The 6,038-nt window shown below is 70.6% G+C and carries 8 protein-coding genes; 6 read left to right on the top strand and 2 right to left on the bottom strand.

Annotated features, from left to right (window positions below; genetic code table 11):
* Both M0R80_31040 and M0R80_31045 read left to right on the top strand, forming a co-directional pair.
* Nucleotides 1–1,183, top strand: a 1,183-nt coding sequence (locus tag M0R80_31040; protein MCK9464077.1) for a hypothetical protein, incomplete at its 5' end; no start/stop codon positions are given.
* Between the two features lie 107 nt (nt 1,184–1,290).
* Nucleotides 1,291–1,587, top strand: coding sequence for a hypothetical protein (locus tag M0R80_31045; protein MCK9464078.1), 297 nt, complete (start codon nt 1,291–1,293; stop codon nt 1,585–1,587).
* On the opposite strand, the gene M0R80_31050 is transcribed toward M0R80_31045, so the two are convergent.
* Nucleotides 1,577–2,473 carry a DMT family transporter gene (locus M0R80_31050; GenBank protein MCK9464079.1) on the bottom strand — a complete coding sequence of 299 codons (897 nt, stop codon included), beginning with the start codon at nt 2,471–2,473 and terminating at the stop codon, nt 1,577–1,579. The two genes, M0R80_31045 and M0R80_31050, sit on opposite strands and share 11 nt — an antisense overlap.
* 112 nt (nt 2,474–2,585) lie before the next feature.
* Between M0R80_31050 and M0R80_31055 the strand changes: the two genes are divergently transcribed.
* From M0R80_31055 to M0R80_31065, 3 genes are all read left to right on the top strand, one after another.
* The gene (locus tag M0R80_31055; GenBank protein MCK9464080.1) at nt 2,586–4,148 is read left to right on the top strand and encodes a long-chain-fatty-acid--CoA ligase; all 1,563 of its coding nucleotides are present in this window, start codon (nt 2,586–2,588) and stop codon (nt 4,146–4,148) included.
* A gap of 151 nt (nt 4,149–4,299) precedes the next feature.
* Nucleotides 4,300–4,698, top strand: a complete 399-nt coding sequence (locus M0R80_31060; GenBank protein MCK9464081.1) for a hypothetical protein — start codon at nt 4,300–4,302, stop codon at nt 4,696–4,698.
* A 39-nt stretch (nt 4,699–4,737) separates the two neighbouring features.
* Nucleotides 4,738–5,031: a hypothetical protein gene (locus tag M0R80_31065; protein ID MCK9464082.1), complete on the top strand. Its 294-nt coding sequence runs from the start codon at nt 4,738–4,740 to the stop codon at nt 5,029–5,031.
* Here the strand turns inward: M0R80_31065 and M0R80_31070 are convergent, their stop codons facing one another.
* Nucleotides 5,032–5,805: a hypothetical protein gene (locus M0R80_31070; protein MCK9464083.1), complete on the bottom strand. Its 774-nt coding sequence runs from the start codon at nt 5,803–5,805 to the stop codon at nt 5,032–5,034. It abuts the gene before it with no gap.
* A gap of 91 nt (nt 5,806–5,896) precedes the next feature.
* Between M0R80_31070 and M0R80_31075 the strand changes: the two genes are divergently transcribed.
* Nucleotides 5,897–6,038: tRNA (adenosine(37)-N6)-threonylcarbamoyltransferase complex ATPase subunit type 1 TsaE (locus tag M0R80_31075; protein ID MCK9464084.1), on the top strand; the 142-nt coding region annotated here is incomplete at its 3' end.

The raw sequence follows: 6,038 nt of genomic DNA on the forward strand, positions 1-6,038 counted from the left end.
ACGGCTCTGCGACGGCGCGCAGGATCCGGATCGCCGCCTCCTCGCCGATCTCGGGCGGCGCTACGCCGACTCGCCCAACTCCGCCCTCGTGCTGTCGTTGCGCATCGCCGCCGGTGACGGCGTCGCGTCGCGCGCCGCGGAGCAGCTGCTGGCGAGCCCGGAGCCGTCGATCGCGCTCAACGGCGCCATCGCCCTCGCCGCCGCCCACGACGGCCGCGGTCTCGCGCACCTGCGCCGCGCCCTCGAACGCGGTGACGCGATCTCCCCGTGGGCGGCCCGCGCGCTCGGCAGGTTCGGCACCGACGCGGATGTCACCCTCCTGGAGGGCGCGCGCAGGCGCGGGGTCGATCCGAGGGCCGTCGGCGTCGGCCTCGGCGGGATCGCCATCCGCCGCGTCTTTCCCTACCACGCGCAGATGCTGGCCCGGAGAGACCCCTCCGGGCGGCGCTTCGAGACGGTCGGCGGGCTCTATGACGAGTGGCTCACGGTCATCGGCGCTGCGGTCGGCGGCGGCGCCCGCGACCTGACCGGGCTCGTCTCCCACGTCGACCGCGTGCGCACGCAGGCCTCGGGTGACGACGGCGAGGTCGTCCAGCGCGAGCTTCAGGCGCTCCTCGACTTCTGGGCCGAGGTCGAGGCGAGGATCCGCGCGACGCCGCCGACCATCGCTTGGCCCGCGAGGTTCGAAGAGGCCGCGCGCTGGCTGACGAACCGCTCCGTCAAGACGACGGCGCCTCCCGGCGAGCTCGCGCGGCGCGCCGCCGCGGCGATCGCCGTGCTCGCAAGCGCCCGCGGCACCCTGCGCTACGACCGGCTGTCGACGCCTTCACGGGCGGTCGTGACGCTCGCACCGGGAGGCGGTCGCACCGCGGACGGGAACTTCGCGACGAGCTGGCGCGGGGCGCCGGGCGCGGTTCTGGAGATCGAGATCGCGAGGGGCGAGGCCGTCGAGCGGATCTGGGTCGCGTCGCCGTGCGACGGCGTCCCGAAGGCGTCCGTCCGCGAGATCCGCGTTCGAGGCCGCGCCGCAGGGGTCCCGTGGACGATCTCCCGCCGCTTCGACCGCGCGAGCAGCTACTTCGAGGAGATCGACCTCGGCGGCAAGCGGACCGGCCGCCTCGCCGTCGAGATCGTCGAGGCCGTCGGAAAGGTCGCGTGCGTCGCAGAGCTCCGGGCGGAGTGACGGCGCTGAGCTCCGGCTGAGCTCCGGCTGAGCTCCGGCTTGCCGACCCGGCCGGTCCAGGATATCCTCCCCTCGAACACGAACGGTCGTAGCCAACGGGGGCTCTCATGCGCTTTGTGGCTGTCGGCATCTGCCTCGCGCTCGGCGTCGGTGCCGGACTCGGCGTCGGCACCGAGATCGCGGAGGTGTTCGCCGAACCGCGCTGGCTGCCCTGGGCGGCCGGGGGCGGCACGGGCATCGTCGTGTTCGTCGTGCTCTACGTCCCCCTGCTCCGGCCGATCGCGGAAGCCTTGGGCGACAGGCTCGCGGCGTTGAGACAGAGCACCCGCGCGACGCGCACCGGCTCCGGCCTCGACGACATCCCGGTCCACCGCGACGGGCAGGCGCCGCCCGTCAGACGATGACGAGGTACGCCCCGGCCACCGCGAGAACGATCGCGAGGATCCGCCGCCACGTCAGCCGCTCCTTCAGGATAACGGTGGCGAAGAGGAAGATGAAGATCGTCGAGAGCTGGTTCAGGAGCGCGGCGCGCGAGACGTCGCAGTACTTCATGCCGCCCACCCACACGATCATGGCGACGTAGCTCCCGAGCAGCGCGGCCAGCGCGGCGACGCCCCACGCCCGCGACGGCCGCAGCGCCGCCAGGAGCGCGCGCCGCTTCGGGTGGAGCGCGATGAGCGGCAAGACGCCGACGAAGCCGCCGACGACGCGGACCCACGTGGCCCAGAGCACGTCGACCTCGGGCCGGTTCAGCACCCCCTTGATCATGACGATGCCCACCGCCATGAGCCCGAGCCCGATCACGCCGACTATCAACCCCGCGACGATGTCCTTTCGGGTCCTCCCCTTCTCGGGGCGCGCGGCGGAGCCGACGACGAGCGCCCCCATGATGAGCGCGGCGCCCAGGATCACGAGCGGGGTCAGCGTTTCGTCGAGGACGATCGCGCTCAGCGCCACGATGATGGGCGTGTAGGAGGTGTCGACGACCGCGGTGAGCCCGGCGCCCAGCTTCTCGAGCGAGAAGAAGAACATCGTGTCGGCCACGGTGATCCCGATGACGCCCGAGGCGAGCAGGAGGACCCAGTCCGTGACCGCCACCTCGGGAGTGAAGTCAACGCCCGCGACCACGAGCGTCGCCGGGAGGAGGACGACCGCGATCGCGCCCTTGAACGCGTTGAGCGCGAGCGGCGGCATCGTCTCGCCGGCCCGCTTGAAGAGGACGACGGCGATGCCCCAGAACAGCGCCGCCGCGAGGGACAGGATCTCTCCAATGTAGGGCACGCTCGCCATGGCGCCAGGGTGTACACCGGCCGCGTCCGTTCCAATAAGAGAAAACGCCGTGTGAAGGCGAGTTGCCACCGCGCGCGCCGTCGCCTACAACCCATCCGGAGGAGGCCCGGCCGTGTCGATTTCCGACATCCTCGTCCACGCCGCGTCTGCCTACGCGGACGGCATCGCGATCGTCGATCGGGAGCGGCGCTTCACCTACGCCGAGCTCGCCGGGCGATCGGGATCGCTCGCCCGGGCGCTCGCGCGCAGGGGCCTCGGCCGCGGGGACAGGATCGCGATCCTCGCCCCCAACTCGCACGAGTTCGCGGAGGCCTACTTCGCCGCCGCCGCGCTCGGCGCGATCCTCGTGCCTTTGAACACGCGCCTCCCGGCCCGCGACGTCCGCCGCGTCCTCGAGGACTCGGGGGCGCGCGCGCTCATCGCCGCGCCAGAGTACGCCGCGCTGGCTCTCGAAGCAGCGGGCGGGCCGGGCACCGCGGTGGAGCACGCGCTCCTCGTGGACGACGGGGGGCCGGACGACTACGAGCGGGCGCTCGCCGACGCCGCCGGGCCGTACGCGCCCGCCCCGGTCGGCGAGGACGACGTGGCGCACCTCTACTACACGAGCGGCACGACCGGCGAGCCGAAGGGCGTCATGCTGACGCACAGGAACGTCTGCGTCCACGCGACATGGGCGATCGAGGAGCTGGGCCTCGGCGCGCGCGACGTCTGGGGCCACTTCGCGCCGATGTTCCACCTTGCCGACGCCTGGGCCACGTTCGCGATCACTGAGGTCGGCGGCCGCCACGTCATGTGCGGCAGGTTCGACGCGGGCGAGGCGCTCGCGCTCATCGAGCGGCATGGGATCACGACGAGCAACCTGATCCCGACGATGCTGGTCATGATGTGCGCCCGCGACGATCTCGCGGGCCGCGACCTCTCGAGCCTGCGCACCATCTTGAGCGGCGGCGCGCCTATAGCGCCCGAGCTCGTGCGCCGGATCGTCGAGCGGCTGGGGTGCGACTACGTCCAGACGTACGGCATGACCGAGACGAGCCCGTACCTCACCGTCAGCCTCCTGCACCCGCACCTCGAGGCGCTGCCCTTCGAGGAGCGGCTGCGGATCAAGGCGCGCACCGGGCGGCCGTTCGGCAAGGTGGAGCTCGCGGTCGTCGACGACGCCGGCGTCCCCGTGCCGGACGACGATCGCACGGTGGGCGAGATCCGGGTGCGCGGCCCGACCGTGACTCCGGGCTACTGGAACCGGCCCGACGCCACGGCCGACGCGTTCGCGGAGGGCTGGCTGAAGACCGGCGATCTCGCGGTCGTCGACGCCGAGGGCTACGTAAACATCGTCGATCGCAGGAAGGACATGATCCTCACGGGCGGCGAGAACGTGTACTCGACCGAGGTGGAGAACGCGCTCTTCGAGCACCCGGCCGTGCTCGAGGCGGCGGCGTTCGGCCTCCCGGACCCGACATGGGGCGAGATCGTGGCCGCGGGGATCGTGCTCGCGCCCGGCGGGCGCGCGGACGCGACCGGGATCGCGGAGCACTGCAGGGCGCGCCTCGCGGGCTACAAGGTCCCGCGCCGCGTCTTCTTCCTCGACGCGCTGCCCAAGACCGGCTCCGGCAAGATCTCGAAGAAGGAGCTGCGCACGATGTTCGGCGGCGGTCGGACCGGCGCCTCGGAATGAGCGCTTTACCGCTCCCGAACCCCGCCTTTCCCGTATTTTTTTTTCTGACCCCCGCGTAGCGTTCGAGTCACTCCTCTACTAGAATAAATCAACGTCGTTCACGACGAACGGCGGTGCGGCCGCCGGTGGCGCGGCACAGGAGGAGGTCGACATGTCGAGGCTGAAGAGACTCGCGGTGCTGTTGTGCATCGCCGCGCTCGCCGCCCTGCCCGGGCAGCTGGCGTGTGACGACGGGGGCGGCGGCTCGGATTCGGACTCCGATTCCGATTCCGACTCGGACACCGACTCCGACACGGATTCGGACACCGACTCCGATTCCGACGCCGACTGCACGGCCGAGGGGGTCATCTCCTGGGCGTCGAGCAACCCCGCCGTGCTGAACCAGGTGATAGGTGACTGGCAGATGAGCGGCGCGTTCGACGCCAACCACGACGGCGTGATCGACGGCGACGAGACGAACGAGGTGGCGTTCACGATGGAGGACCTCTTCTGCTACGGGCAGGAGACCGGCGCCCAGTCGCTCCTGGTCATGCTCTCCGACTCCTCGTGACCCACCTGTCCCGCCTGGATGGCGGGCATGGAAAACCTCGTGACGTACGGACTGCTCGACGAAGTCAACGGCATCGCGTTGATGGGATACACGTCTGCCTTCGGGAGTGTGGAACAGCCGCTCGCCAACGCGCTCACCTACTGTCAAACGCACTTCCCGGGCATCACGGGTTGCACTGGAAAGTGGCTTCCTGCCGGAGCCGCTGGTGTGCCGTGGGGCGGGGTGATCGACCTCGAGACCATGGAGGTGATCGCCATGGAGAACGACGACGCCTACATCGATTTCAGCTACAACACGGCGTACTACGCGATGAAGGCGGCGAACGAGGACTGATCAGATCCCCTCGCACGTCCAATCCGAGCCGTTGCTCTCCTGGCACTCCGCCGAGGAGTTGCAGCCCGTGTAGACGCAGAGATCGTCGACGCAGTCGTAGTTGTCGTCGTCGTACGCCGCGGTGCCGGTGCCGCAGTCCCCGGGCGCGTCGCACGAGAGCTGGCACACGTCGATATCCCACCCCGCGATCTCGGCGCAGACGTAGCCAACGAGCATCTCGGCGCACTCCCCCGTGTCGTTGCAGCCGGTGAACTCGCAGTACCCGTCGCCGTTGCAGAGGTAGTTGTCCGCGTCGTACCCGACCGGCGAGTACTCGGTGTAGCAGTCGCTCACGTCGTCGCACAGGAGGGCGCACCCCGGGATCGTCCCGTAGCCGGTCGAGTCCGTGCACCCGTACAGGTCGGACGAGTACGCGGTCTGGCACTCGTCGGTCGAGTTGCAGCCCGTGTACACGCAGTGCCCGTCGCCGTCGCAGTCCCAGTTGTCCGCGTCTGTGAGCGCGCTCGACGTCGACGGCACGCAGTCTCCCGGGCTGTCGCACGTCTCGACGCAGTACGCCGCGTCGGCGTCCGTGTCCGAGTCGGCGTCCGAATCCGTGTCCGAATCCGTGTCCGAATCCGTGTCCGAGTCGCCGTCCGAATCCGTGTCCGAATCCGCGTCCGAATCCGCGTCCGAGTCCGAGCCCGAGCCCGAGCCGCCCCCACCGTCGCACGCCGCGAGGCCGACGGCCGCCGCGAACGCCAATACCGCCACCATCGTCATCCTGGTCGTCATCGTCTCCCCTCCTCCGCGCGGCCTCCGCGCGATCTTCGTCGTCGTGGCGTTCATTCTATCGTGAAACGCGGGGCTGGTGTATGAAACGGCCATGCACACCGCGACCTTTCACATCGCGGACGAGGAGGCCACCCTGCAGCTCGGCGGCCGGCTCGCGGCGCTGCTCGCGCCCGGCGACGTCGTCGGCCTGGAGGGGGATCTCGGCGCCGGCAAGACGTACCTCGTCGCGGCGG

The organism is Pseudomonadota bacterium, assembly GCA_023229365.1.
Lineage (GTDB): Bacteria > Myxococcota_A > Polyangia > JAAYKL01 > JAAYKL01 > JALNZK01.